This is a genomic window from Cytobacillus sp. QJM3NY_8 (genome assembly GCF_056173585.1).
Genome location: NZ_CM149681.1, coordinates 5203457 through 5226651, shown reverse-complemented (window position 1 = coordinate 5226651; position 23195 = coordinate 5203457). Strand labels below are relative to the sequence as shown.

Below are 23195 nucleotides of genomic sequence, written 5' to 3'. Positions count from 1 at the left end.
TCATGAACCAGTACATTCAAAAAATAGCGGGCATGTTCCAAAGCAGCAGCTTATCTCTGGCCCAATATCAGCCTAAATCTCTAAACTGGAAGGATTTCCACGAGGAAATATCGAATCCCAATCCAGAAATCGGGCAAAGTGTTCTTCAGGATATAGCTGAAGGAGCCATTGAGGGGGCATCCAAAGCTGTAGGTGATACATGGGATGGGCTGAAGTCGACCTATGAACTAGGCAGAACCATTATGGGACCGTTCAGTCCGCTGTTTTTGGGCAGTGAATTGCTGTTTAACCGTGACCAGCTATTAGAAAACCAAAGGAAGCACCAGGAATTTTACTTAGGCATTTTAAATGACCCTATAGGAAAAGTGAGCCAGGCTCTGGATATGCCGAAATATATATGGTCCGCTGTCACCAGCGCCTGGGAGCGGGATGTCATAAGTGGAGATGTCAAAAGCCGGACAGCCTTCTTTACCTATGGTCTGACTTCCCTTGGAATTGGCATTCTGGGGGATAAGGGGATTGGGAAAGCTGGAACCGTTGCCAAGACGGTTCGCCAGGCTGGTAAAGGAGAGAAGGCACTTCCGATTTACACGCCGATTCAGAGACCTGCCTTGGCGGGAGGACTGGTTCAGCGCCCGGTGCCTTATAATGTTCTTCATGACCCTTTGACGCAGATAAAGACTGTGACGGAGAAAGTGTATGGGGGCAAGGGTACGAAGGATACCGTAAAAATTGATTATGATTTAGCTAAAAATTATATTAGAGATGTTGAGTCGAAAACAGGATTGAAACTTCATAAAAGACAAATTGAAAAATTAAAGGATGCTTTAAGGGATAATAAATATGAAAAGATGACCCCATTGGAAACTATAAAACACAGAAGTAAATTCAATGGTGTAAAAAATAAATTGATTGATGAATGGGAAGTGAACACGGGGCAAACATGGCCAAGGTATACTGAGGAAATTTATGATAAAAAAGGGAGGTTAGCAAGGGATATAGGTCAACCCTATGATGCTCACCATATAATAGAAAATAATTTTGGTGGTCCTCACGAATGGTGGAATATACATCCTGCTAAATTTCCTGATGAACATCAGGCAGGGATTCATGGTAAAGGGTCTCCATCAAATAAATTATTTCCAAGGAGGTAGTTTTAATGGCTAAATTTGATTTTGTGAAAAACGGTAAGCATAAATTTATTAAACTACAAGAAAGTGAACTGTTAAATGCAGAAGAGAGACTTGGGTTTACGTTACCCAATGAACTTAGAAATTTTTACTTAGAAGTTGGCTATGGCTTTATAAAAGGAATCAATGGTAATGCGATAAATAGAATTATGGATCCAGACACTATAGCTGATATAACGCTTAGAGAAGATATTTACGAGTTTGATCCAGATTTAGAAAATATATATGAAGAGGAAGATAAATTAGTGTTTTTTGAAAAAAACGAGGGGGTATATTTAACGCTTGACTTAAACACTTCTAATTATACTCCTGTTTATTTCTTTGGGATAAAAATAGCTGATTCATTAGAGGAATTTATAAGAAAGATTGATGAGGACGATGAATACTTTATGGCTATGGTTGATTAATAGTGTAGAATTTAAGTAATATATACTACTGTAAATAGGAGGTTAAAGTTCACCTGGCGGGAATGGTTATACGTGAAAAAACGATATTAAATTCCTTGAACTGATATTTCCCTAAATACTTCATTTTAAGAATCGCCAAACATGGTTGGTTCTTCCCTTTTATATCCTTAAATATGTTTTCAAATCCATTATTTGAATTATTAATTGCAGTAAAGTAATGAAATATTAAAGAGTTTATTGCTTAGATTAATGACTGATTATATAGTTTTTTCTGTATTGTAAATTAAAATTATGACCATCTTGATTGGCCAAAGCCATTTAAGGTGGTCTTTTTTTGCTACTCGAAAAACCAGAAGGATCCCCGCGCCGAATGTGAAACACAATCAACATTCACTTTTTTGTCCTCTTGAAGCCAGACCATAAGAGCAAGAATGAGGACGAAATGAATATCGTTCCTTGTTAAAATGAGTCCAACAACTTTAGGAGGAGATAATAATGAACAAAATACAGAAATTTAATGAGCTGCATTTTTCAAATGAACTTTTATTCCTGGGAAACGCCTGGGATTTGCTTTCCGCCTTAACACTTGAAAAAGCAGGATTTAAAGCAATTGGTACGACCAGCTGGGGGATTGCTGATTCACTGGGATATGCAGACGGAGAATTAATTGATTTTGATAGACACTTAGCGATTATCAAAACCATAGCGGAAAATGTGAAAATTCCTGTTTCTGCTGATATTGAAGCGGGCTACGGGGAAGATATCCCAACAATAATTGAGCATGTCATAATGACAGCAGATGCAGGGGTGGCCGGCATCAATATTGAGGATTCCTTCAAAAAGCAGAAAGGATTAAAGGAGATTTCCTGGCATTGCAGCCTTTTAGAAAGGATAAGAGCCGCGTTAGAAAACAATGGCTATAAGGATTTTTATATTAACGCCAGAACCGATACGTATTTACAGAAACAAAATCCGCTTCCAGAAACGATAGAACGGGCAAAAGCATATGTGGAGAGCGGTGCCAGCGGAGTTTTTGTACCGGGTTTAATAGAAGAAGAGGAGATTAAAGCCATCACGAAGAATGTCAGTGCCCCGCTCAATGTCTTATCTTTACCGGGACTGACCAATTGTAATAAGCTAGAAGAATTAGGTGTGAGGCGTTTTAGCTTTGGAAATGCCCTGTCTGATAAAGTGATTGCATATATAGAAAAGAATGCACGTGAACTGGCAGAGTCTAGGGATACTGCCATCTTGTATAATAACTAGCAGAAGCGCAGGAAGGAAGTGGAGTTAATGGCGGCGAATATCAATCTGTCATTTGAAGAGATGTGGGAGAAAATCATTGCTTGTGATCGCAAATATGATGGCTTATTTTATACAGCAGTCAAAACAACGAAGATATATTGCCGCCCTTCCTGCAGATCGAGAAAACCCAAAAAAATAAATGTAGCATTTTACGCAGAAAAGAATGTAGCGGAAGAATCGGGTTACCGCCCCTGCAAAAGATGCCAGCCAGAAGTGGAGCAATCGCCGCATATTACCCTAGTCAGAGAAATTATTACATTCCTGGTCAATCACTACAAACAAAATCTGGCATTAAAAGACATAGCGGATCAAATCGGTTTAAGTCCCTTTTATCTTGAGCGCTTATTTAAACAGGAAACCTCTGAAACTCCGCGTGCTTATTTAGAAAAGATTCGTATCGATAAAGCAGCCCACCTCCTTAAAAGCACTTCGCTGACAAATCTGGAGATTTGCTATGAGGTGGGGTTTCAAAGTCCTTCCAATTTTTACAAAGTGTTTCGAAGCCAGAAAAACTGTTCCCCGAGTGAATATCGGAAGGAATTCCTGAATGAATCGGACCGTTTATGAAGCTTATATGGATATTTATCCTGTCATAATGCTCCATTTCAGTATGAGAAAATGACAGTGTTAAAATTATTTAAACATTTCAAAAACAACCGAGTTCCCTAAAATACTCGGTTGTCTTCGTTTACTTATTTCTATAGGCTAATCTCCTCAATAAAACTTCCAATGGTCCATTCAAATCCTTTTTTTCCAATCCCCAAGCCAATAGAAGAGAAAGACACCATATTCCCACAGCAATAACCGCTGCAGTACCATTGCTTACACGGCCACCTAAATCAAGAGCCACCGACGATAAAAAGAGGACAAGCATCGTCTCGTTCCACACATAGAAGGTTAATGAGCGCTTCCCTAAAGCCATTAAAGAAAGGGTAAGACTCCCAGGCTTTTTTACCTTGGTCCCAATGATCCCGAAAATCGCGGCATATGCCAAGCCTCCTGCAATTCCTGTTAAAATGTGTAAGCCGTTCATCAAACCAGCTGTAAATGGGCTTGGATGCCATAAGGTCCCCAGCAGCGATAAAGGCAGTGCCCCTAATAAAGAAACGGTTAATCCTAAAACGGTAATCAAATAAATGATTTTTAAATGCTGCTCTGGCTTGATTAATAACTGATACCTGGCGATCCACATGCCGAGCAGGACGGAAGGGAGAACCGGGAACATTAAATGAATGAGAATAGGAATAGAAGGAAAAGTATATAGGCCTATCAAAGCTGTTCCAAGGTAGGTGTCTGCGGCTGAAACCTCTGGAGGGAAACCATAGCCTCCGATTTCCAGCATGTTGAAGCCCCACATGATTGGGCCAAAAATTATATAGAATAAGGTGATAAAAATAAAGGTTCGAATCAGTGTCTTGATTTCACGTGCTAAAAGCCAGCTGACGAGCAGCCCTGCTGTCCCGTAGGCCATAAGAATATCCTGGCCTCCAATGATGACAGCCAAAACAATCCCAAATAGAATCAAATACCAGGAACGCCTTCTTATCGTCTTAATGGCTTCTTTTTCTCTTATTCCTTTAGATATTCGACTGTCAAATGCAAGAACAAGCCCATATCCGAATAAAACGGCAAACATCGCCCTTGCTCTATTATCAATAAAAAATTGGCCCAAAAAATTAACGATTTGGTCAAGGAAGGTAACAGCCTCTACTCTTTGCATAATCCCGGGTTCAGAGGTATACAAATAGAGGGGGGCATGGGCAAGTGCAATTAGCAGAAGCATCGTACCTCGTGCTAAATCCAGTGAAACAGCACGTTTTTTTGGACCAGCTGTTCTCATGCTCGATTGATTGGACATGCTGATTTTCTCCTTTGTCTTATATATATACGCCTTGCTTGATTCTTTATTTTGCAGGTCGATTAAACAATAAGCTTCCCAATCATATTAATAAGCCCTATAGGGATAGGTGAGTTTACTTTAAGCATTCTTTCTTCTATGGCTAAAATCAGTGAAGCAAGCTATTCCGGTTTAAAGGGCTGAGTAAATTCAGCCATTTGCTGGCCTTCCATTTAATCCATAATAAGAGCTTCCTCTGTCCCTTTGTCTGCCATCCGGTAATAAGGAACCTGTTCATTTCGAGCATTAAAGGCAATTTCAATTAAGGCAATTAAATAGTAGGTCGTATTTAAATTTATGTCAATTGCATAAGATAGTTGGCAAAGTGCAGTTAAATAATAAGGGAGAAGCTGGCACTCCATATAGCCAATATATTATTGTCCCATAACCATTGCTTATTCCCCTTTTCCGGATTATAGTGTATACGAAGGATAAGTCATTACAAAACCTATATATATCTGAAAGGTTTATATAAAGGAGAAGAGTATATGTTAGCAGCAACGAACAGCTTCAGAATTGAAAAAGACTTCCTGGGTTCTAAGGAAGTTCCGGTTGATGCCTATTACGGTGTTCAGACGCTTCGCGCGGTTGAGAACTTTCCGATTACAGGCTACCGGATCCACCCGGAGTTAATCAAGGCAATGGCAATGGTGAAAAAGGCTGCGGCCTTGGCGAATATGGAGGTTAAGCGCCTTTATTCAGGCATTGGAGACCCGATCGTACAGGCAGCTGATGAAATGATTGAAGGACTATGGCATGATCAGGTTATTGTTGACCCGATCCAGGGTGGTGCCGGGACGTCCATTAATATGAATATTAATGAAATCCTTGCAAACCGTGCGATTGAAATTATGGGCTATGAAAAGGGAGATTATTCTCATTGCAGCCCAAATACCCATGTCAATATGTCCCAATCGACGAATGATGCCTTCCCGACTGCAATGCATATCTCTGTATTAAATCTGCTGGATCAGTTAATCCCGACCATGGAACATATGCATTCCGTTTTCCTTGAAAAATCAAAGGAATTCAACCATGTAATTAAAATGGGACGGACTCATCTGCAGGATGCGGTTCCAATCAGGCTTGGCCAGGAATTTGAAGCTTACAGCCGTGTCATTGCGCGTGACATTAAGCGCATTCAGCAATCCAAACAGCACTTATATGAGTTGAACATGGGAGCAACAGCTGTTGGAACAGGGCTAAATGCCATCCCTAAATACATTGACTTGGTAGTGAAGCACATTGCCGACATCAGCGGTCTGCCATTTACAGGGGCTGATCATCTTGTAGATGCCACGCAGAATACGGATTCTTACACGGAAGTTTCCGGAGCCTTGAAAATCTGCATGATCAATATGTCCAAAATCGCGAATGATTTGCGTCTAATGGCGTCTGGCCCAAGAGCCGGCCTTGGGGAAATATCGCTTCCAGCAAGACAGCCGGGTTCTTCCATTATGCCGGGGAAAGTAAACCCTGTTCTTCCTGAGCTGATTAACCAGGTGGCATTCCAGGTCATCGGAAACGACCATACTATCTCTCTTGCTTCAGAAGCAGGACAGCTTGAACTGAATGTCATGGAGCCAGTCCTGATCTTTAACCTTCTGCAATCGATCAGCATTATGAACAATGCTTTCAGTACGTTTACTGAGCATTGTGTAAAAGGAATCGAAGCCAATGAAGAGAGATTAAGGGAATACGTTGAGAAAAGTGTGGGCATCATCACAGCGGTAAACCCTCACCTTGGCTATGAAGTCGTATCAAGAATCGCGAGGGAAGCCATTTTAACAGGCTCTCCAATCAGGGAACTATGCCTGAAATATGATGTGCTGACAGAAGAAGAACTGGATTTAATTCTCGATCCATATGAGATGACAGATCCTGGCATCGCAGGCGCTGCGCTGCTGGAAAGAGACTAAACTAAAAACGCTTGCCCCCTATGCTAAGCAGCTGGCGGGGGCAAGCGTTTTTTCTTCTCTATTAATTTAGCTCAGGCGCCGCTTTATTCATTCCAATTTGTGTGGAAGGTTCCTTCTAAATCAGTCCGTTCATACGTATGGGCACCGAAGTAATCACGCTGTGCCTGCAGCATGCTCGCATTGGAGTTTCCTGTCCGATAGCTATCGTAATAGGAAAGAGATGAGCTCAAGCACGGTAAAGCGATGCCGGATTGAATGCCTTCGCAGACAATTTTACGCAGTCCGTTCTGATAGTCCCTGATTCTTTCTGCAAAGTAAGGGGAGACTAACAAATTGGCCAGGTTAGGCTGCTCTTGGTAGGCCTCGCTTATGACATTTAAGAATTCCGCACGAATGATGCAGCCGTCGCGGAAAATCAGGGCAATATCCTTCAGAGGCAGATTCCAGCCATACAGTTCGGATGACATTTTATATTGCGTAAATCCTTGCGCATAGGCGCATACTTTTCCCATATATAAAGCTTGTCTGATGTATTCAATCCACTCTTCTTTTTCGAGGGCTGTCTGATTCTTCTCTGGACCTGTTAAGAGTGTTTCTGCTGTCATACGCTCTTCTTTTAAAGCAGAGATATAACGGGCAAATAAGGATTCTGTGATGATCGAGGTTGGAATTCCATTATCGATGGCTTGCAGGCTGGTCCATTTTCCGGTTCCTTTTTGCCCTGCTTTATCGAGAATGACATCGATTTGCGGCAGCCCTGTACGCTCATCCTTTTTCCTTAGAATATCTGCCGTGATTTCGATTAAATAGCTCTTCAGCTCGCCTTGATTCCATGTTTCAAAAATATCAGCGATTTCCTCAACTGATAATCCTAATTTATCTCTTAAAAAGGTATAGGCTTCGGCAATTAGCTGCATATCCGCATACTCAATTCCATTATGTACCATTTTAACGAAATGGCCTGCCCCTTTTGGTCCAATATAGACACAGCAAGGAACACCATCAACCTGTGCAGCTATCTTCGTAAGAATAGGAGCGGCTTTATCATAGACCTCTTTGTCTCCGCCAGGCATGATGGAAGGTCCTGTTAAGGCACCGACTTCACCGCCTGAGATTCCAATTCCTAAATAACCAATTCCTTTTGATTTCAGTTCATCATATCTTCTTCCTGTATCTTCATAATGTGAGTTTCCGCCATCCATGATGACATCACCTTCTTCAAGGAAGGGGATCAAGCTGGAGATAACAGAATCAATAGCTTTCCCTGCGGTAACCATTAAAAAGATTTTTCTTGGTGTTTCCAGGGAATTTACAAAATCCCCGATTTCGTAATAAGGGTTAATGGTTTGCCCATCCAGTTTTTGTACAAGTTTATCGGTTAAGTCCCTTGTGTAATTATATACTGCCACTTGCTCTCCGTTATTGGCCATGTTTAAAGCGATATTGCTGCCCATTACTCCTAAACCAATAACACCAATTGTATTTAACATAGTTCTTGCTCCCTTTTTCAGATTAATAGGCAATGGAACCCTCTCAGGAAGTAGGGTTCCATTGCCTTATATAGTTTATACAAATAAGCTTAGCAATAAAATAAATCCTAATCCAGCTACAGATATAATGGTTTCAAGCAAGGTCCATGTTGCAAACGTTTCCTTCATGCTTAATCCAAAGTATTCTTTGAACATCCAGAAGCCGGCATCGTTAACATGTGAAGCAACTAAGCTTCCTGCACCTGTTGCAAGTACCACTAATGCAAGATTAACATCTGATTGGCCCAGCATCGGAATGACTAAGCCAGCTGTTGTTAAGGCAGCCACTGTGGCAGACCCTAAGGAAATCCGCAGGATGGCAGCGATAATCCATGCAAGCAAAATCGGTGATAAGTTCGTTCCTTTGAATAGCTCTGCTACATAGTCACCAACACCGCCATCGATTAATACTTGTTTGAAGGCACCGCCTCCGCCAATAATCAAGAGCATCATTCCGATATGGGTGATAGCTGTTGTACAGGATTCCATCACATTTTTGATTGGAATCTTCCTTGCCAGTCCCATTGTATAGATGGCAACCAATAAGGAGATCAGCATCGAAGTGCCGGCGTCACCAATAAAACGGATTGCGGCCAGAATACTATTATCTTCAAATCCCAATGTTTTTTGAAGCAATGTAATAATCGTTGCGATCGACATTAAAATAACAGGAAGTAAAGCCGTAAATACACTGATTCCAAAACCAGGAGTGTCTTCAAGCTTAAATGTTTTCTGCTCGCCTAAAGAGGCGATGCTCCCGCTTTTTGTAAATGATTCAGGGACTAGCCTTTTTGCAATTTTTGTAAATACCGGTCCAGCTAAAATCACGGTAGGAAGAGCGATGATAAATCCATAAAGCAGTACTTCACCAATGTTTGCGCCAAATTCACCCGCAATGACAGTTGGCCCCGGGTGAGGAGGCAGGAATCCGTGTGTGACAGATAGAGCTGCTGTCATTGGAATACCAAGATACAAAATGGATATCTTCAATTCTCTTGAAATGGCAAATACGATTGGAATTAATAATACAAGTCCTACTTCAAAGAATAATGCTACACCAATAATAAATGATGCTGCCACTACGGCCCATTGAATATTCTTTTCACCGAATTTGTTCACAAGGGTCATAGCTATTCGCTGTGCGCCTCCAGAGTCGGCGATTAGTTTGCCTAACATGGCGCCAAGTCCAAATATAAGCGCCAAGTGACCCAGCGTTCCCCCTAATCCTGCTTCAATGGTCTTTACAATTTGATCCAGCGGCATTCCGAGTGCTAAAGCAACACCAAATGAAACAATGATTAATGAAATAAAGGTATTTAATTTTAAGCCCATTATTAGTATTAATAAGGCAATGATTCCAATTCCAACTATTACTAATGGCATTGTAAACTCCTCCTGTTAGTTATGCTGTACTAATCTTCGCTGATAATTTGCAATCGCTGAGTAATCATCCTCTAACGTTCTTGATAAATGAATGAAAATCGGCAGCAATTGTCGATATTCTTTTACTGCCGTTTCTTGCGGTGTATGTTTATAGGTATCGCCCACCATTTCAGAAACGGCTTCAAAGGAGTCGATTTTTCCTGTGGCATATAATCCTAAAATACAGGCACCAAGACATGAACTTTCATAGCTTTCAGGTATGACAACTTCCGATTCAAAAATATCGGACATCATCTGTCGCCAGATCTCAGATCTTGCGAATCCTCCTGTTGCTTGAATACGGGTTACCGGGCCGTCCATGCATTCAACTAATGCCAAGTACACGGTGTATAGATTATAAATGACGCCTTCCAGCGCTGCCCGAATCATATGTTCCTTCTTATGTGACATGGTTAATCCGAAGAAGGATCCGCGTACGTCCGGGTTCCATAAAGGAGCACGTTCACCTGCCAGGTAAGGATGGAATAGCAAGCCGTCTGCACCTGGTCTTACACGTTCTGCAATTTTTGTTAATACTTCGTACGGATCAATGCCTAATCTTTTGGCAGTTTCTATCTCTGAAGAGGCAAATTCATCCCTGATCCAGCGAAGAACCATCCCTCCATTGTTTACCGGTCCGCCAATCACCCAATGATTTTCCGTTAAGGCATAACAGAAGATTCTACCTTTTTCATCTGTCTGCGGCTTGTCAATAATGGTCCGTATGGCACCGCTTGTCCCAATGGTGATGGCAATCTCACCTTTTCTAATCGCATTAACACCCAGATTCGAAAGCACTCCATCACTTGCGCCAATCACAAAAGGTGTTTGAGGATCGATGCCCATTTGTTTGGCTAATTTAGGATTGCAGTTCTTGAACATCTTCGTAGTGGGTACAAGTTTGGATAATTGTGCGGGAGTGACTCCTGCAATCGCTAGTGCCTCCTCATCCCAATCCAATGTTTTAAGATTCATCATTCCCATGCATGAAGCCAGTGAATAATCGACAACATATTCATCAAAGAGCTTCTTAAAGATATATTCTTTAATGCCAATATACTTTTTTGTTTTGCTGGCGATCTCAGGGCGTTCATTCACAATCCAGGCGATTTTGCTTAACGGTGACATAGGATGAATAGGCGTTCCAGTCCGTTTATATACCTCATGCCCATTCAATTCATCCTTAATTTTGCGTGCCCATGCTTCGCTGCGATTATCTGCCCAGGTGATGACTGGCGTAAGCGGCAGGTGATCTTCATCCATTGCGATAACACTATGCATCGCACTGCTAAAAGAGATAAAGGACAGGTTTTTATCCGAATGGTTTTCCATAATATTCGCTATGGACTGCAGTACAGCTGAAAAAATCTCTTCCGGGTTTTGTTCAGCTGTCGAAATATCCGGTGTGTACAGCGGATATCCGATATTCTCATGCTGAATAACTTTACCTTGTTCACTGAATAACACGGCTTTTGTACTGGTGGTTCCAATATCAATCCCTAACATATAGCTAGTCATCTTGTTGTTTAACCCCTTTAGATAGCATTTGTTGTGATCTCCATAAGTCGTCCACTTTCCCTTGAACATCATCAAAATTTTCGTGTAAAGACTTAATCATGAGGTCTCTGTCTTTTGTTTTGATTGCATCAATATATAGTTCATGGTTTTTCAATATCCGAGTAAGGTCTTCGTAATTTTCCTTGAATCGCACGCGCATGGACAAAAGAATGAAGCTTTCCATTACGGGCTTTAAATTATTCCAGATCAATGAGACGTATGAATGGCCAATAGATCGAATGATGATTTCGTGGAACAGGATGTCCTGATAAGAAAATTCATCAGCATCCTGATACTTAACAGCTACCTTCATCATTTCCAATACTTTGCTTAGTTCCATTGCTAATTCATTTGTATCCATACTTATGAGACGTTCAAATACGAACGTTTCGATCATTAGACGAACATCATAAATTTCTTCTATTTCTTTTTCTGTTAAGCCGGCAACAACAGCACCCGTTCTTTCTAATCGGATGATATTTTCAGATGCCAGTGTTCTTAATGCTTCACGAACTGGTGAACGGCTTACCGCAAAATCTCCAGCCAGTTTATTTTCTGAAAGCGTGGTACCGCTTTCAAATAAGCCTGCAATAATGCGCATTCTAAGCTCATAGGCTACGCGGTCACCAGCGGAAGCTTTAGATAGCCATTTTTGAGGATATAAGAATTCATTAGAATCGTTCATAACATCACCTTTATGAAATGACATTTGAGTATACGTGTATACTTGTATACAAGTATTATAAATGAAATTGGTGAAAATGCAAACGCTTTATTTGGCTCGTGTCGAATTTTGTCATTGCAGATACGCATCTCTGCTGGAAAGCGGTCAAATTGAGTCCGAAGTAGGCGGTTATTCGGACAGTAGGAGTAGAAATAGGAGAGGTTGAGTCCGAAGTTGATGCAGCTTCAGACAGAAAGAGAGGAAATTGGAGGAAGTGAGTCCGAAGTAGGCGGTTATTCGGACAGTAGGAGTAGAAATAGGAGAGGTTGAGTCCGAAGTAGGTGCACCTTCAGACCGAAAGAGAGGAAATTGAAGGAAGTGAGTCCGAAGTTGGCACTTATTCGGACAGTTGGAGTAGAAATCAGAGAGGTTGAGTCCGAAGTTTATGCAGCTTCAGACAGAAAGAGAGGAAATTGGAGGAAGCGAGTCCGAAGTTGGCACTTATTCGGACAGTGGGGGTAGGAATCGGAGAGGTTGAGTCCGAAGTAGGTGCTGACTTTAGACAGAATAAGGGGAAAACCGGCGGACCCCAGTCCCCCCTGGACAGGAGACCCGTTGAGCACCTGTCCGACCCCGTCTCCCCAGATGGTCTTCAAATGCTTTAATCAATAAAGTTTATACATAATAAGTATTACTTGTACTGCCGAGTGCCGTATAGTTTTTCTTTAGTACCCTGCAGATTGTTCGTTTGCTTAGATCTAAATTGCACCATTCATAAATGTTTTGTGTGGTAAGCTTTCGTTCAGGAAAGAGGAGCTGGAACTCCTTTATATTCCGCAGAATCGCTTGTTCAATCTTTTCATTCCCTCCGCACTTTTTGCATACGAGGTCCTTGCTTTTAATTGTTAGCGGTAAAGATTTACAGGTTTTGCAATGTATCCCTTTTTTTAGCTGTTCAAAGTGATATTTTGGCCATACAGTAAATGGGTTTTTAGGCTGATGTAATGACATTAAATGTTGGGCTAGCTTCGTATGTCCATCATTTAAATTGGACGGAGTTTTATTCAGATCTTTTATAAAGCGGTTGACTTGGGTTGGAAGAACAATAGGTTGGTCCATCGGGGCTTGATATAAGGTGAATTCAGGGTTAATGAAAACGACGGAGGCTTCAACGGGGTAATTTTGCTTGAGAGTTTGGAGCAGCTGGCGGAGCAGGGCCGCACTTCTTTTTAATTGGTAAACGGGATTTTTATATTCCCTGCCGGCAGTCACGGTATAAAGCTTGTCAGATTCCAAGTACCAGTCTCCCTGGTAATTCTTTATTTCTAATAGATGGATCATACTCTCTGAAATAATCAGGGTATCAATTTGAAAATAGGAGTTGTTTACCTCCAATAGCAAATCATTGATAATCAATCTCTCTTCCTGGAGAATTTCTGCGAGATGGTCAAATTTCACCTCTCCTTCATAGCCTTTTTCAAGGTTTGAATACTGCAGCTTTTCCTTTTCAGTTAACTCCATTCGGGTGTTTAAATATCTTATAGACATTAATTCAACCGGCTCGGATCTTCTTTTAACTAACATCATTCACTTCCTTTCTTTGGCCTCTAGGTTTATTTTATTAGAAGTTTCTAAAATATCAAACAAATACTGGAACCTTCTAAAAAACAATCTGGGTTTAAATCCTCTGCTTATTTATATTTACCAATTTTTAAGAAGTATTTAATACATTAAAGATTATTAAATGGAATACAATTCCAATGTTGCTATTGTTGTGAATATGAATCCATGTGCGTAAAAGGGAATTTTGTGAAGAACTTGAATAATCTTAATAAACAGGAGGAATTAATTTGGAAAATACAGACCAGGCATCCTCACAGTTGATAAAAATGCGCAAAATATTTGGTTATGGGGCCGCCATAGCGGTGACCCCTTATCTGCTGATTAAAATTGCCTGGACGTTGGGCCTCTTTCTTCCCACAGAGCAAATGGGCGATGTCAGCTGGCGGGGGATTAACGCAGTTACTGCGGTTGTCGCTGCGGTTGGTATCCTGCTGGCGATGGCGTTCTGTAGGCCGTGGGGTGAACGGCTGCCTGCGTGGCTGGTGGCTCTGCCCATTTGGCTGGGTACCGGTCTTCTCGTTCCCATGCTGCTGCTGGCACCTGTCCTTGGCCCAGCCGCCATGGTCCTGGATCAGGAAGCAGGTGCCGCTGACTTCTGGGTTTACGAGCAGATCTTCGTTATGGTCTCGCTGGTCGGGGCCGGTATTTGCCTGCCTTTGGCTTTAGCAGGATATGCCAAGGCGCGGTGGCCAGAGGCGCTGGGTGGTCCAATCGACTGCGGGGAGGTGCCGGGGCACACCAGGCAGCTGCAAGTCACGTTTGGCAGACTCGTTGCAGCGGGATGCATTCTCCTCGGCACTATAAAGGTGTTCTGGGCTGCAGGAGGCACCCTTGGCATAGATCCAAGCATGCTGGATTCCCGTGATTTGTGGTGGCGCCTCTTGACGCTGAGTACAGGCGGCTGGGCATTAGTGGGTGCGTGGGGCCTATTAGTGCTGATCACCCGCCGCGGGTCGAGGAGGTTTCTGCCGCCAATGGCAGCGGCATGGATCTCGTCGGGCATGCTGTTTTCTTATAACCTCTTTTCCATCATTCGCCCAGATTTTCAGTCCAGCCCAGAGTACCCTCTGGCACGGGTGCTGAGCACCGAGGCCGGTATTGTATTGGGCGTTATGATGGGGATGATTCTTCTCCTGGTTCTGCACGACCGGCGGCGAGCACTGATGAGGCAGGAGTAATAGGGGATATACTCGTCCTGCCTCACCAAGCTATTTCCTTTTCCCTTCATTTGTGTAAAATGATAATAGACTATTTTGGCCCGGGAGGATTTAGATGATTACCATAAAGGAAATTGCAGAAAGGGCGAATGTTTCTCGGACGACTGTTTCGAGGGTATTAAATGATTCCGGTTATGTGAGTGAGGATGCAAGGAAAAGGGTCCTGCACGTAATTGAGGAGACCGGTTATGTCCCAAGTGCCCATGCGAAGTCACTCCGCACGAAAAAAACAAAGGTTATTGGGGTTATTCTGCCGAAAATCAGCACCGAAACGTCCAGCCGTCTGGTTAATGGCATTGACGACGTATTGGCCAGGGAAGGCTATCAGATTCTCCTTGCTAATACAAATCTTCATGCTGAAAAAGAGATAGAATATATACGGCTCCTCAAAAGCAGGAATGTGGACGGCATGATTCTGTCGGCTACAAATGTGCAGCCTGAATTGATTCAGGAGATCCGTCAGCTGAAAATCCCTTTTATTATGGTGGGTCAGCATGCGGAAGAATTGACGAATGTGATTTTTGATGAATATCAGGCTGCGAGGGACATGGTTGGCCTCCTAATCAAGAAGGGATATAAAAAAATTGCTTTTATTGGTGTGGATGAAGCTGACCGTGCGGTGGGTTACCTCCGGAAAAAAGGATACCTGGATGCAATGAAGGAGCATGAGGTTCCGGTTGAAGAAAGCTGGCTGCAAAAGGGGATTTTCGATATAGACTCAGGCGCTGAGTGCATGAAGAGTATCATGGAATCTGCCGAAAATAAACCTCAAGCTGTTCTTGCTGTGACAGATCGTCTGGCAATTGGCGCTTTGCAGTATCTCAGGCAAAATGGATTCTCCGTTCCTGGTGATGTAGCGATTGCCGGAATGGGTGGGTCGGAGCTTTCTAAATATATCACACCAGGCTTAACAACCATCGATTTTTCCTTTGAAGATGCAGGCCGGGAGGCAGCCTTATTAATCCTTCAAAAGGTTAAGGGGGAGTACGGGCAGGAAATAACCAGAAAAATTAGATATAGACTTGTAGAAAGAGAAAGTATATAATAGATGTGTAATCGGTTTCATAAGGAAGATAATCGATTACACTTTTATTTTTGCTTTTATGGAATCGATTCCATACAGAACGTCCAACTTAAATGGTTATTTTTTTATCCGATGTGGAATCGATTCCACAAACATATGAAAATAGGGGTGAAGAGGATGTCTGAGTATCGTAAAATTGCGGAAGAACTAATTGACGCTGTCGGGGGCAGTGAGAATGTTCACTCAGTAGCGCACTGTGCGACCAGGCTGCGGATCATAGTGAATGATAAGGAAAAAATTGATCAGGAAAAGGTGGAAAGCATCAATAAAGTAAAAGGGGCTTTCTTCAATTCAGGTCAATATCAGATTATTTTTGGCACGGGAACAGTTAATAAAGTCTATGAAGAAGTATCCGGCCTGGACATTGAATCTATGTCAGCATCAGAGCAGAAAAAAGAAGCGGTTAAAAGCGGTTCTGCTTTCCAGAGGGCGATCCGGAAATTCGGGGACGTATTTGTGCCGATCATTCCAGTCCTTGTCGCGACAGGACTCTTTATGGGATTGCGCGGACTGGTGATGCAGGAGGAAATTCTCGCTTTATTCGGCATGACGGCATCGGATGTGTCGGAAAATTTCATTTTATTTACGCAGGTACTGACGGATACGGCATTTATCTTCCTGCCGGCTCTTGTTGCCTGGTCAACCTTTAGAGTGTTTGGCGGGACTCCAATCATTGGTTTAATCCTAGGGTTGATGCTTGTGAGTCCTTCCCTGCCAAATGCGTGGGATGTGGCAGGCGGTAATGTTGAGCCGATTTACTTTTTTGGATTCATTCCGGTTGTTGGCTACCAGGCTTCTGTCCTTCCAGCCTTTATTGCCGGGATTATCGGGGCAAAATTGGAGAGGCTCATTCGAAAACGGGTGCCGGATGCATTGGATCTGATTATTACCCCGTTCTTAACCCTTCTGATCATGATTGGATTATCGCTTCTGGTCATTGGGCCGTTGTTTCATATGGTGGAGCAAGGTATCCTGGATGTTACTACGACTGTGCTCTCATGGCCGTTCGGGATCAGCGGCATACTTATCGGTGGTCTTAATCAGCTTATCGTTATCACTGGTGTTCATCATATTTTCAATATGCTGGAGATTCAGCTATTGGCTCAGTATAAAAGCAACCCTTACAACGCAATTGTTACATGTGCCGTTGCAGCCCAGGGGGGTGCAACTTTAGCAGTCGCTTTAAAAACACAATCAGCCAAATTAAAGGCTTTGGCTTTCCCGTCTGCTTTATCCGCATTTTTGGGAATAACCGAGCCGGCGTTGTTCGGTGTCAATCTGCGGTACGGCAAGCCGTTTGTCATGGGACTGATTGGCGGAGCTGCCGGCGGGTTCGCTGCCTCTCTGCTTCAGCTGAAAGCGACAGGAATGGCAGTTACCGTTATTCCAGGCACCCTTCTTTACTTAAATGGCCAGGTTCTGCAGTACATCCTAGTCAATGTGATTGCCATTGCAGTGGCCTTTGCCCTGACTTGGATGTTTGGCTACTCGGATAAGGCAAGGAAAGAAGTGGAACAGGGACAGTAACAGAAATTTCAACAGCAAGGATGTTCTAATATGACTGAAATCGATTTTTTCAAGAAGGCCAGCGAAGAAGCAGAGAGAAATAGGCATTTGGTTCAGCAGGATCCTTACCGGTTGAAGTATCATCTTATGCCGCCTGTCGGCTTGCTGAATGATCCCAATGGCTTAATCCAATTCAATGGTGTTTATCATGTCTTTTATCAATGGAATCCGTTTGATACTGCACATGGTGCCAAGTATTGGGGGCATTACACTTCCAGGGATCTCGTCCATTGGAAGGAAGAGCCAGTCGCGCTGGCTCCGGATCAGTGGTATGACCGGAATGGCTGCTATTCCGGAAGTGCGATAGAGTATGAGGGAAAGCTTTATCTCTTTTATACAGGAAATGTGAAGACGGAGGATGGCAGGCGTGAGACTTATCAATGTCTTGCCGTATCAGAAGATGGCATCCATTTTGCCAAAAAAGGTCCTGTCCTGGAGCTGCCGGAAAGGTATACCGCTCATTTCCGCGATCCGAAGGTCTGGGAAAAGGATGGGCATTTCTATATGGTAGTTGGAGCTCAGACGTCCAATCAGGAGGGTGCGGCTGTCCTGTTTGCTTCGAAGGATTTATACCATTGGGAGGAACAAGGCAAGATTGCCGGCGCATCGATGAATGGTCTAGAAGACTTCGGCTATATGTGGGAATGTCCCGATCTATTTGAATTAGATGGACAGGAGATTTTGCTTGTTTCACCGCAGGGGCTTGAGCCGAGCGGGTTTGAATACCATAACCTTTTTCAATCAGGGTATTTTGCCGGAAAGCTTGATTACGAAAAAGCGATATTTAAACATGGTTCCTTTGTTGAGCTGGATCGAGGCTTTGATTTTTATGCACCGCAAACGTTTAAAGACGATTCCGGGAGGCGGATTCTTTATGGATGGATGGGCATGACAGATGAAGACGAATCCAGCCAGCCAACTGTTCCTTATCGCTGGATCCACGCATTGACCATGCCAAGAGTGCTTGAAATGATAAACGGGAGGCTCTTCCAGAAGCCTGTAAAGGAATTAAAAAAGCTTCGCAAAGATAAGATGGAGCTCCAAAATATAGAGATTAATGGAGAAAGCCTGCAACTGGACGGATTAAGTGGGAAAACGGCCGAACTGATGCTGGAATCCTTGAAGAATGTAAGGGGAATGTTCAAAATTGATTTCCGGAATGAGGCTTCTCTTACTTATAATCCGGATCAAAAGGAAATCCAGCTGCAAAGAAGAAATGTAAAAACAGGAATGCAGGAGTCAAGAACCTGCAAAATTTCAAGTCTATCCGAACTGCATGTGTTTATGGACCAGTCTTCACTGGAAATTTTCATTAATGGCGGAGAGGAAGTCTTCACAGCACGATATTTTCCTGATCCGGAGGATGAAACGATTTTCTTTAGCGGGGATGCAGGCTTTTCGGTATCCATGTGGAATCTTGAGAATAAATAACTTTTTTAAATGAGGTGTACTATGAAAGGGGTTCTATGTTTGGGGGAAGCTCTGATTGATTTTATTCCCCTGGATTCTGATAATTCTACCTATCAAAAGGCTCCGGGCGGGGCACCGGCTAATGTTTCGGTAGGAGTGTCGAAGCTTGGAGGGAAGGCCGCCTTCATTGGAAAAGTCGGAGACGATGTGCTCGGTCGCTTTCTCAAGGATACCTTGAAGGGGTACGGGGTCCATACACAATATATGAAACTGACGGATGAAGCGCGGACAGGTATTACGTTTGTGACGTTAGAGCCTTCTGGTGAGCGGGATTTTAGTTTCTATATTAACCCAAGTGCAGACAGTTTCCTGAATAAAGATGAGATTGACTGGTCCATTTTTGAAAAATATAAGATTTTTCACTTTGGCTCAATCTCACTGATTCATGAGCCATCGAGGACTGCAGCCCTTCAAGCAGTGAAGAGGGCCAGGGAAAAGAATATGCTTATTTCCTATGACCCAAATCTCCGCTTAGGATTGTGGGGTTCCGAGGAAAGGGCAAAAGCAGAAATTATGGCGACTCTCCCCTATGCCGATATTCTAAAAATTTCGGAAGAAGAACTCACCTTTTTAACTGGATGCAATGATATGGAAGAAGGAATATCCCGGCTTCCTGAGAATCAGCTGACAATCGTTACGCTGGGCAGTGACGGCTGCATCTTCCGTTATAAAGATGAGATTGGAAAAGTTCCTGCATTGCCATACAAGGTGGTGGATACCACCGGTGCCGGAGATGCATTCGTTTCCGGTCTCCTTTATTGCATAAATGAATCTCCTAAAGCTTTAGAGGAGCATTCGCATGACGAGATGGCCTTCATGATTCGCTTCGCAAATGTGTCAGGAGGCCTGGCCGTCACAAGGAAAGGTGCTATGACCGGTCTTCCCTGCCTGGATGAAGTGCAGGACATCTTAAAAAAGACATAAATTTACCAAACAGCAGACAAACCTTCCAATACTGGAACCGTTTTGTCTGCTGTTTTGCTTCCGAAAACCCCCGCGCCGCTTTCTAATTTGTCTAAAATAGTATATAATTATCAGATAATACTAGCTATCTTACCCGATCAATCATTATAATAGAATAGAATGTGTATTTTGTGTGACGGAAAAGGTGTGTCCTTGGGTGATGCCTTTCGAGTGGTGACACCTGAGCAGAGCGCCTGCAGTTTTTGGCAAATATCTGGGATAAGGAAGGTTTAAAATGAGCAGCGTACAGAACAAAACAGACGTTATCTTAATTGGTGCCGGAATCATGAGCGCGACTTTGGGGTCTTTACTGAAAGAGTTAGCACCTGAGTGGGAGATCAAAGTGTTTGAGAAGCTCGCTAGCGCAGGAGAAGAAAGCTCTAACGAATGGAATAATGCAGGGACGGGACATGCTGCATTGTGCGAGCTTAACTATACATCTGAAAAATCTGATGGATCAATAGATATCACTAAAGCGATTAATGTAAATGAACAATTTCAGCTATCCAGACAGTTTTGGGCTTATCTTGTAGAAAACAACCTGATTCGCAATCCGCAGGACTTTATTATGCCAATCCCTCATATGAGCTTTGTTCAGGGGGAAAAAAATGTATCGTTTTTGAAAAAACGATTGGAAGCGCTGTCAGCTAATCCGCTGTTTCAGGGCATGGAATTTTCCGATGACCCTGAAAAGCTGAAGGAATGGATTCCGGTGATGATGGATGGCCGCACTTCGGACGAACCAATCGCAGCTACCAAAATCGACTCTGGAACGGATGTCAACTTCGGTGCGTTAACACGCATGCTGTTTGACCATTTAAAGAGTAAAAATGTCAATGTCCATTATCAGCATAGCGTAGAGGATTTGAAGCGTGCTGATGATGGATCATGGAATGTAAAAGTGCGAAATATGGAAAGCGGCACAACCGAAAACCATCAGGCGAAGTTCGTATTTATCGGCGGAGGCGGCGGAAGTCTGCATCTGCTTCAGAAGACGGGCATCCCTGAATCCAAGCATATAGGCGGATTCCCGGTAAGCGGACTGTTCCTCGTCTGCAACAAACCGGAAATTGTCGAGAAGCATCATGCAAAAGTGTACGGAAAAGCCAAAGTAGGTGCACCTCCAATGTCCGTGCCGCATCTGGATACAAGGTTTATTGATAACAAGAAATCCCTGCTGTTCGGGCCATTTGCCGGCTTCTCGCCAAAGTTCTTAAAGACAGGCTCCAATATGGACCTGATCAAGTCTGTTAAACCGAATAATGTCATCACCATGCTGGCAGCTGGTGCAAAAGAAATGGGGCTGACAAAATATCTGATTCAGCAGGTCATGCTATCCCATGAACAGCGCGTCGAAGAATTGCGCGAGTTTATCCCTAATGCACAGAGTGAAGACTGGAGTGTCGTGGTCGCAGGCCAGCGTGTGCAGGTTATCAAGGATACGCCTGCCGGAAAAGGAACCCTGCAATTCGGCACCGAGGTAGTCAGTGCCTCAGATGGCTCGGTTGCTGCCTTGCTCGGAGCTTCCCCGGGTGCTTCAACTGCCGTTAACGTCATGCTTGAAGTATTGCAAAAATGCTTCCCGCAGTATATGGAAGAGTGGCATTTTAAAATCAAGAAAATGATTCCGTCCTACGGCATGTCACTATCCGAGAACCCTGAGCTGTTCCGTGAGATTCATGAATCAACGGCACAAGTGCTGGGACTGAGCGAAGCAGAAAATCAAAAAGAGCTGGCCTATAACTGATCTTAACCAGATAGAACCTTTGACCCTAAATGCGGGTTGAAGGTTCTTTTTTATATGGTGAAAAACCAGTTTTAAAGCCTCTGCAACCTATGCGTGCGGCCCCGGCAACCATTCCTGTCTTTACTTTTGGCCAAAAAATTCACCATAATGGGAGTATCGATTTGCAGAAAGGTGATTGTGAATATGATTTTTGCCGAGAAGCTTAAAAAGGAGAGGAAAGAGAAAGGATGGTCACAGGAGGAACTGGCTGAAAAGCTGTTTGTGAGCCGCCAGTCTGTTTCCAAATGGGAAAATGGGCAGAACTATCCCAGTATTGAAATTATTATTAAACTGAGTGATCTGTTTGGGGTTACGATTGATGAATTATTAAGGAGTGATGAGGATTTGACGGAGAAAGTGATAAAGGACAGCAGGCAATTAGCGTATCCAAGATTGAAAGTATTTTTTGATTGTTTATTTCTGATAGGATCCGCTATGCTAATCATTAAACTAAGCATTCTAGGCCTTAATCATTTTACTGAATTAGAGATCCCTATTCGCGGATCATTTTTCTGGAATTTCGGTCCATTATTCTTAATGCTGGGCGGTGCAATTTTCTCTGACACATTAAAAAAGAAATACAAAAATGAGTAACGCAACCCTGCATTCTTGTGCATGGATTGTCGGGCCGCACCCTGCAGCTCCTGCTATTCTGTAGATAAGAGGAGGTCATCGAAATGGATTTGCTGCAAAATATGAATCGGGCGATGAGGTATATTGAAGAACATTTAACGGATGAAATCGACTTCAAAGAACTAGCAAAGATTGCGTTTTGCTCAGAATACCATTTTAAGCGAATGTTCTCCTTTCTTGCAGGTGTAACGCTTTCGGAGTATATCCGCAGGAGACGGCTGACATTGGCGGCCTTCGATTTGAAGGATAAGAATGCCAGGGTCATTGATGTAGCATTCAAATATGGGTATAGCTCGCCTGATTCGTTTACGAGGGCATTCCAGCAGCTTCATGGCATCACTCCTTCAGAAGCCAGGAGCAATGGCCACGCTCTCAAGGCTTATCCGCCGATGACCTTCCATTTATCTATTAAGGGAGGAAATGAAATGAACTACCGTATAGAAGAAAAAGATGCCTTTCGGATTGTAGGCTTAAAAAAGCGGGTGCCGATTATTTTTAACGGTGTGAATCCGGAGATTGCAGCCATGTGGGAGAGCTTAGATGAAAAAATGATTCTTAGGCTCAAGAGTGTATCGGATACAGAGCCATTTGGCCTGATCAGTGCTTCAGCCAATTTTTCTGAAGGCAGAATGGAAGAAAAGGGTGAACTGGACCATTATATCGGAGCTGCCACTGCAAAGGAATGCCCGGAGGGGATGGCATCTCTTGAGGTTCCGGCCTGTTCATGGGCGGTATTTGAAGCAGTGGGTCCGTTTCCGGAAACGCTTCAGAATGTCTGGGGACGGATTTACTCAGAATGGTTCCCTTCATCATCTTATCAGCAAATAGATGGGCCGGAAATCCTCTGGAATGAAAGCAAAGATACCGCTTCGCCTACATTCCGCAGTGAAATCTGGATTCCGGTTATGAAAAAATAGGGCTCCTTACTATGGAGTCCCGCCCTTTTAAAATGAGTATTAAAAT

18 protein-coding genes and 1 pseudogene are annotated in these 23195 nt (G+C 43.2%); 13 read left to right on the top strand and 6 right to left on the bottom strand.

All coding sequences use genetic code 11. The features are described from left to right. Positions 1-716: 716 nt before the first annotated feature. From AC0VZ9_RS26540 to AC0VZ9_RS26525, 4 genes and pseudogenes are all read left to right on the top strand, one after another. A pseudogene (locus tag AC0VZ9_RS26540) lies at positions 717-1154 on the top strand (WXG100 family type VII secretion target); the annotation flags it as partial. Between the two features lie 5 nt (positions 1155-1159). Further along, the gene (locus AC0VZ9_RS26535) at positions 1160-1597 is read left to right on the top strand and encodes an SMI1/KNR4 family protein (RefSeq protein WP_217026043.1); all 438 of its coding nucleotides are present in this window, start codon (positions 1160-1162) and stop codon (positions 1595-1597) included. A 495-nt stretch (positions 1598-2092) separates the two neighbouring features. Further along, on the top strand, positions 2093-2863 hold the full coding sequence (locus AC0VZ9_RS26530) for an isocitrate lyase/PEP mutase family protein (protein WP_019380497.1): 771 nt from the start codon (positions 2093-2095) through the stop codon (positions 2861-2863). Positions 2864-2890: 27 nt separating this feature from the next. Continuing rightward, positions 2891-3469: a bifunctional transcriptional activator/DNA repair enzyme AdaA gene (locus AC0VZ9_RS26525; protein WP_475396945.1), complete on the top strand. Its 579-nt coding sequence runs from the start codon at positions 2891-2893 to the stop codon at positions 3467-3469. A gap of 121 nt (positions 3470-3590) precedes the next feature. Here the strand turns inward: AC0VZ9_RS26525 and AC0VZ9_RS26520 are convergent, their stop codons facing one another. Further along, positions 3591-4760, bottom strand: coding sequence for a DUF418 domain-containing protein (locus AC0VZ9_RS26520; RefSeq protein WP_475396944.1), 1170 nt, complete (start codon positions 4758-4760; stop codon positions 3591-3593). Positions 4761-5287: 527 nt separating this feature from the next. On the opposite strand from AC0VZ9_RS26520, the gene aspA reads away from it, so the two are divergent. Then, complete coding sequence (aspA, locus tag AC0VZ9_RS26515; RefSeq protein WP_019380508.1) at positions 5288-6718, top strand: aspartate ammonia-lyase; 1431 nt, start codon at positions 5288-5290, stop codon at positions 6716-6718. An 83-nt stretch (positions 6719-6801) separates the two neighbouring features. On the opposite strand, the gene gnd is transcribed toward aspA, so the two are convergent. From gnd to AC0VZ9_RS26490, 5 genes are all read right to left on the bottom strand, one after another. Continuing rightward, positions 6802-8208: a decarboxylating NADP(+)-dependent phosphogluconate dehydrogenase gene (gene gnd, locus AC0VZ9_RS26510; protein WP_251264390.1), complete on the bottom strand. Its 1407-nt coding sequence runs from the start codon at positions 8206-8208 to the stop codon at positions 6802-6804. Positions 8209-8283: 75 nt separating this feature from the next. Next, complete coding sequence (locus AC0VZ9_RS26505) at positions 8284-9630, bottom strand: GntP family permease (RefSeq protein WP_019380510.1); 1347 nt, start codon at positions 9628-9630, stop codon at positions 8284-8286. Between the two features lie 15 nt (positions 9631-9645). After that, positions 9646-11187 (bottom strand): gluconokinase, encoded by a 1542-nt coding sequence (gene gntK, locus AC0VZ9_RS26500; RefSeq protein ID WP_019380511.1) that lies wholly within the window; start codon positions 11185-11187, stop codon positions 9646-9648. Then, positions 11180-11911: a GntR family transcriptional regulator gene (locus AC0VZ9_RS26495; protein ID WP_009332401.1), complete on the bottom strand. Its 732-nt coding sequence runs from the start codon at positions 11909-11911 to the stop codon at positions 11180-11182. Before AC0VZ9_RS26495 ends, gntK begins: the two co-directional genes overlap by 8 nt. 654 nt (positions 11912-12565) lie before the next feature. Beyond that, positions 12566-13477 (bottom strand): nuclease-related domain-containing protein, encoded by a 912-nt coding sequence (locus AC0VZ9_RS26490; protein WP_413227174.1) that lies wholly within the window; start codon positions 13475-13477, stop codon positions 12566-12568. A 302-nt stretch (positions 13478-13779) separates the two neighbouring features. On the opposite strand from AC0VZ9_RS26490, the gene AC0VZ9_RS26485 reads away from it, so the two are divergent. The 8 genes from AC0VZ9_RS26485 (at position 13780) to AC0VZ9_RS26450 (ending at position 23149) form a co-directional block, all read left to right on the top strand. Next, entirely contained in the window at positions 13780-14691 is a 912-nt protein-coding gene (locus tag AC0VZ9_RS26485) for a hypothetical protein (protein ID WP_475397528.1), read from the top strand. Between the two features lie 94 nt (positions 14692-14785). Next, positions 14786-15775, top strand: a complete 990-nt coding sequence (locus tag AC0VZ9_RS26480) for a LacI family DNA-binding transcriptional regulator (RefSeq protein ID WP_019380514.1) — start codon at positions 14786-14788, stop codon at positions 15773-15775. Between the two features lie 156 nt (positions 15776-15931). Next, on the top strand, positions 15932-17341 hold the full coding sequence (locus AC0VZ9_RS26475) for a sucrose-specific PTS transporter subunit IIBC (RefSeq protein WP_251156349.1): 1410 nt from the start codon (positions 15932-15934) through the stop codon (positions 17339-17341). Between the two features lie 30 nt (positions 17342-17371). Further along, on the top strand, positions 17372-18811 hold the full coding sequence (locus AC0VZ9_RS26470) for a glycoside hydrolase family 32 protein (RefSeq protein ID WP_019380516.1): 1440 nt from the start codon (positions 17372-17374) through the stop codon (positions 18809-18811). 21 nt (positions 18812-18832) lie between these two features. After that, positions 18833-19774, top strand: a complete 942-nt coding sequence (locus AC0VZ9_RS26465) for an aminoimidazole riboside kinase (protein WP_026041607.1) — start codon at positions 18833-18835, stop codon at positions 19772-19774. Between the two features lie 274 nt (positions 19775-20048). Beyond that, positions 20049-21560 (top strand): malate:quinone oxidoreductase, encoded by a 1512-nt coding sequence (locus AC0VZ9_RS26460; RefSeq protein WP_019380518.1) that lies wholly within the window; start codon positions 20049-20051, stop codon positions 21558-21560. 183 nt (positions 21561-21743) lie between these two features. Continuing rightward, a complete protein-coding gene (locus tag AC0VZ9_RS26455) occupies positions 21744-22193 on the top strand; it encodes a helix-turn-helix domain-containing protein (protein WP_019380519.1) in 450 nt (149 codons plus the stop codon). 83 nt (positions 22194-22276) lie between these two features. Next, positions 22277-23149 carry an AraC family transcriptional regulator gene (locus AC0VZ9_RS26450; RefSeq protein WP_019380520.1) on the top strand — a complete coding sequence of 291 codons (873 nt, stop codon included), beginning with the start codon at positions 22277-22279 and terminating at the stop codon, positions 23147-23149. The last annotated feature ends 46 nt before the right edge of the window (positions 23150-23195 follow it).

Excerpts from the sequence above, each read along its gene's own strand:
- AC0VZ9_RS26520 (WP_475396944.1), bottom strand. The coding sequence starts at position 4,760 with ATGTCCAATCAATCGAGCATGAGAACAGCTGGTCCAAAAAAACGTGCT.
- gntK (WP_019380511.1), bottom strand. The coding sequence starts at position 11,187 with ATGACTAGCTATATGTTAGGGATTGATATTGGAACCACCAGTACAAAA.
- gnd (WP_251264390.1), bottom strand. The coding sequence starts at position 8,208 with ATGTTAAATACAATTGGTGTTATTGGTTTAGGAGTAATGGGCAGCAAT.
- AC0VZ9_RS26480 (WP_019380514.1), top strand. The coding sequence starts at position 14,786 with ATGATTACCATAAAGGAAATTGCAGAAAGGGCGAATGTTTCTCGGACG.
- AC0VZ9_RS26490 (WP_413227174.1), bottom strand. The coding sequence starts at position 13,477 with ATGATGTTAGTTAAAAGAAGATCCGAGCCGGTTGAATTAATGTCTATA.
- AC0VZ9_RS26465 (WP_026041607.1), top strand. The coding sequence starts at position 18,833 with ATGAAAGGGGTTCTATGTTTGGGGGAAGCTCTGATTGATTTTATTCCC.
- AC0VZ9_RS26495 (WP_009332401.1), bottom strand. The coding sequence starts at position 11,911 with ATGAACGATTCTAATGAATTCTTATATCCTCAAAAATGGCTATCTAAA.
- AC0VZ9_RS26460 (WP_019380518.1), top strand. The coding sequence starts at position 20,049 with ATGAGCAGCGTACAGAACAAAACAGACGTTATCTTAATTGGTGCCGGA.
- AC0VZ9_RS26525 (WP_475396945.1), top strand. The coding sequence starts at position 2,891 with ATGGCGGCGAATATCAATCTGTCATTTGAAGAGATGTGGGAGAAAATC.
- AC0VZ9_RS26485 (WP_475397528.1), top strand. The coding sequence starts at position 13,780 with ATGCGCAAAATATTTGGTTATGGGGCCGCCATAGCGGTGACCCCTTAT.
- AC0VZ9_RS26475 (WP_251156349.1), top strand. The coding sequence starts at position 15,932 with ATGTCTGAGTATCGTAAAATTGCGGAAGAACTAATTGACGCTGTCGGG.
- AC0VZ9_RS26505 (WP_019380510.1), bottom strand. The coding sequence starts at position 9,630 with ATGCCATTAGTAATAGTTGGAATTGGAATCATTGCCTTATTAATACTA.
- AC0VZ9_RS26535 (WP_217026043.1), top strand. The coding sequence starts at position 1,160 with ATGGCTAAATTTGATTTTGTGAAAAACGGTAAGCATAAATTTATTAAA.
- AC0VZ9_RS26470 (WP_019380516.1), top strand. The coding sequence starts at position 17,372 with ATGACTGAAATCGATTTTTTCAAGAAGGCCAGCGAAGAAGCAGAGAGA.
- AC0VZ9_RS26530 (WP_019380497.1), top strand. The coding sequence starts at position 2,093 with ATGAACAAAATACAGAAATTTAATGAGCTGCATTTTTCAAATGAACTT.
- AC0VZ9_RS26450 (WP_019380520.1), top strand. The coding sequence starts at position 22,277 with ATGGATTTGCTGCAAAATATGAATCGGGCGATGAGGTATATTGAAGAA.
- AC0VZ9_RS26455 (WP_019380519.1), top strand. The coding sequence starts at position 21,744 with ATGATTTTTGCCGAGAAGCTTAAAAAGGAGAGGAAAGAGAAAGGATGG.
- aspA (WP_019380508.1), top strand. The coding sequence starts at position 5,288 with ATGTTAGCAGCAACGAACAGCTTCAGAATTGAAAAAGACTTCCTGGGT.